General features: G+C 66.9%; 5 protein-coding genes. 2 read left to right on the top strand and 3 right to left on the bottom strand.

The annotated features are described in order from the left end of the window. A partial coding sequence (locus AC2VOP_RS07885; RefSeq protein ID WP_486960443.1) for a polyprenyl synthetase family protein occupies nt 1-632 on the bottom strand: 632 nt, incomplete at its 3' end. A 130-nt stretch (nt 633-762) separates the two neighbouring features. Between AC2VOP_RS07885 and AC2VOP_RS07880 the strand changes: the two genes are divergently transcribed. After that, entirely contained in the window at nt 763-1656 is an 894-nt protein-coding gene (locus tag AC2VOP_RS07880; protein ID WP_486960442.1) for a mycobacterial-type methylenetetrahydrofolate reductase, read from the top strand. Here AC2VOP_RS07880 and AC2VOP_RS07875 read toward each other — a convergent pair. Both AC2VOP_RS07875 and AC2VOP_RS07870 read right to left on the bottom strand, forming a co-directional pair. Next, nucleotides 1632-2345: an LppM family (lipo)protein gene (locus AC2VOP_RS07875; protein WP_486960441.1), complete on the bottom strand. Its 714-nt coding sequence runs from the start codon at nt 2343-2345 to the stop codon at nt 1632-1634. The two genes, AC2VOP_RS07880 and AC2VOP_RS07875, sit on opposite strands and share 25 nt — an antisense overlap. A gap of 55 nt (nt 2346-2400) precedes the next feature. Continuing rightward, the gene (locus tag AC2VOP_RS07870; RefSeq protein ID WP_486960440.1) at nt 2401-3027 is read right to left on the bottom strand and encodes a GNAT family N-acetyltransferase; all 627 of its coding nucleotides are present in this window, start codon (nt 3025-3027) and stop codon (nt 2401-2403) included. A gap of 227 nt (nt 3028-3254) precedes the next feature. Here AC2VOP_RS07870 and AC2VOP_RS07865 point away from each other — a divergent pair. Continuing rightward, nucleotides 3255-3484, top strand: a 230-nt coding sequence (locus AC2VOP_RS07865) for a DUF3040 domain-containing protein (RefSeq protein WP_486960439.1), incomplete at its 3' end; no start/stop codon positions are given.

Here is a 3484-nt window from a genome sequence, read left to right as displayed (position 1 = left end):
GCGCCTAATTGCAGCGGCCGCGCCACGGTGTAGGAGGCGGTTTTGTAGGTGTTGACGGTCATCGCCGACGCGATCGACTCGGCCCCGCTGGCCTCGGCGACGATGTCGAGGTACTGCCCAGCCAGCACTTCGCTGCGGATGTCGGCCCACACCCGCCGCACCCGTCGGTGTGCGTCGGGGGGAAGCCCGATCCCGGCGACGATATCGTCGGCCCAGACCAGCGCCAGGTCGCCGAGCAGAATGGCGGCCGAAATCCCGAACTGCTCAGGCACTCCACGCCAGCCGCGGGCCCGGTGCAACGCGGCGAATTTCAGGTGGGTGGTCGGGCCGCCGCGCCGAGTCGCCGACGCGTCGATCACGTCGTCGTGCACCAGCGCGCAGGCGTGCAGCAGTTCCAGGGCGGAGAACAGCAGCAGCTCCTGCCCTTCAGTCTCCTGTGCATCTCGGGCGCCCCGGACCGCCACCGCACGCCAGCCCCAGTAGGCGAATGCGGGCCGGAGCCGCTTGCCGCCGCAAAGCACGAACTCCTCGAGAGCAGCGATCAGGTGCTCGTACTCGGCGCCGATGTAGGCGGTGTCACGGCGGCGGGCGCGAAAATACTCCCGCAACCGGTCGGTGATGGCGCCTGCCAACTCGACAGCCGACGGTGCCGCTGCTTCGACGCTCAGCGGGCCGCCCCTTTCTGGTCTGCGGGGGTGCGGGCTAAACCCCGCGTGCACTCAGCGTAGAGTCTGCCACCTGTTTGGAAGGAGGAGTGAGCTGGTGACCCTGAATACCGTCGCGGTCGAGCTGGTGCCGCCCAATGCGGATCGCGGGGCGGCGCAGGCGATCGAAGATGCCGGCAAGGTGCTGCGGTTCGCTGCGGAGTCCGGCATCGAAGGCCGAATCCGGCACGTCATGATGCCTGGGATGATCGCAGAGGAGGAGGATCGCCCCGTCGAGATGAAACCGAAGTTGGACGTGCTGGACTTCTGGTCGATCATCAAACCGGAGTTGCCGACGATGAAAGGGTTGTGCACCCAGGTCACTGCATTCTCCGGCGAGTCGGAGCTGCGTCAGCGGCTCACCGACCTGGCTGCGGCCGGCATCGAAGGCGTTGTTTTCGTCGGTGTACCGCGCACCATGGCCGACGGCGAGGGCTCGGGTGTCGCACCGACCGACGCCCTGTCGATGTTTCGCGGGCTGGTGCCGCACCGAGGCGTGATCCTGATTCCCACCCGCGACAATGAGATTGGCCGCTTGCGCTTCAAGTGCACTCGGGGTGCGACGTTCGCGCTGACCCAGTTGCTGTACTCCGATGCGATTGTGGGGTTTTTGACGGAGTTCGCCCGCAACACCGATCTTCGGCCCGAGGTCTTCTTGTCGTTCGGCTTCGTACCGAAGGCGGAGACATCGGTGGGTTTGATCGACTGGCTGATTCAGGATCCCGGCAACGCCGCCGTCGCGAAGGAGCAGGCGTTCGTCAAGGTCCTGGCCGGCAGCGAACCCGCTGCGCGGCGTGTGCTGCTGGTCGATTTGTACAAGCGGGTGGTCGACGGCGTGGCCGGCCTCGGCTTTCCGCTGAGCGTCCACCTCGAGGCGGCATACGGCGTCTCGGCGGCGGCTTTCGCTACCTTCGCGGAGATGCTCGCCTACTGGTCACCCGATCGGTCCTGAACGTCGCGCTCGTTGTGCAACCGCGGGGACTGGTCGCGGCCTCGCCAAGCCACCAGCGCTACAAGTCCGGCGACTGCGAATGACGAGATGCCCAGCCGCAGAGCGGTGTTGATGAACGAACGGGTGCTCGGGTCGGTGTAGCGCGCTTGCGCACTCATGGTGCTCACCACGCCCGGCTTGAGCTTCCAGTCCACCGCGTCGTCGCCGACCCGTTCGCCGTTGGTGGAGGTCACCTCACCGGGGAAAGCGACACTCAACTCCACGTCGGCCGATGGGTCGCTGAGCGCGGTCAGGTCCACCCGGCCCTCCAGGATCACCAGGTTGCCGGCTCGGCGCAGGGACAGGTTCACCCCGGCAGCATCGGGGTTCATATCCGCGAGTTGCGGCAGCTCGGCGAAGGTCAGGTCGGAGAACACCGCCTGCGAACCCACATAGCCGTCGCGGTTGTAACCCGAGATCGCCACCTTCTTGCTGAACGGCAGGTTGGGGCTGAACTGCGGCCCGGCGTCGTTGTCGTTGCGCGGTTTGGCCGCCGCAACGATCTGCCCGGACACCTGGTCGTTGGGTGAGATGGTGACTGTCGCCCTGATGCGTACGCACCCGGCCGCCATGGGTGTCATCAGCAGCAACAAGACCGTCAGCGCGACCAAGCGGCGGTGGGTGGTCAGCCGTCGGGTGCGATGATGCATCAGGTCATAGTGCCAGAACCGGTGCCAGAACAGGCATAGCGCGGTTGCGCGGACGCTACAGCGGCAGCGAGCGACCCAGGATCGCGAACGCGCGTGGGTCGCCGGCGAAGTGGTAGCCGCGGATGATGTCGGTGAAACCCAGCCGCCGGTACAGCCGCCAGGCACGGTTGTCCTCGCCGTTGGTCTCCGGTGTCGAGAGCAGGACGTTTGCCTCGGCGCGTCCGGCGAGCAGACGCCGGGCCAGCGCCTCGCCCAGCCCGCGGCCCTGGGCCTGCGGCGCGATGTGCAGCTCGGTCAACTCGAAGTAGCTGGTCATCAGCGCTGCGATGTCGGACTCGGCGAAGCTGGAGCTCCGCAAGCCGTGGACCACCTGCTGTTGCCACCACTGGTCGGGCGCCCCGCAGTAACCGTAGGCCACCCCCAGCAGCGGCGCGCCGCTCAGGGCGAACGGCGGTGCTGTCTCGCCCGGGTGGGCGTCGGCAGTGTCGACAGTGTCGACAGCGTCTATCTGGACGGCCGCCACCGCCTGCCAGCCGCGGCGGTGGGTATGTTCCAGCCACATAGAGGCGCGATGACTCTCGGTGCCGGGCGGATAACTCATCGCGTCGACGTACACCCCCAGCGCTTCATCGAGGCGGCGAGCCATCTCCTGCCGCGGCAGATCGATGAGGAATGTCACCACCGTGCGGTGCCCTCCTGATACTGGTGTGACGCTGCACCTGCCATTATCGGCCGCAGCTGTCGCGGGTGGCCGGTGATCACCGTGGCGACCAGGTAACCTGCGGTGGTCGAGGCTACAATCGGCTGGCGAACCGTTGGTACAGCACCCGTCGACCTCGTATCATCGAAGTCAGTTGCCCATAACAATCGGGCATCGATGTGCGACCGGCCGTCGGCAAGGAGGGACGAATGCCACTCTCCGATCATGAGCAACGCATGCTCGACCAGATCGAGAGCGCGCTCTACGCCGAGGATCCGAAGTTCGCGTCCAGCGTTCGCGGCGGTGGGCTGCGCACGCCCACCACCCGGCGGCGGCTGCAGGGCGCCGCGATGTTCGCGGCCGGTCTGGGCATGCTGGTCTGCGGGGTGCCGTTCTATGCCAGCGTCAACCACGCGTTTCTCATCCTGAGCGTCATCGG

This window comes from Mycobacterium sp. TH-M106, from assembly GCF_057473765.1.
This window is presented reverse-complemented; position numbering and strand designations above follow the sequence as displayed.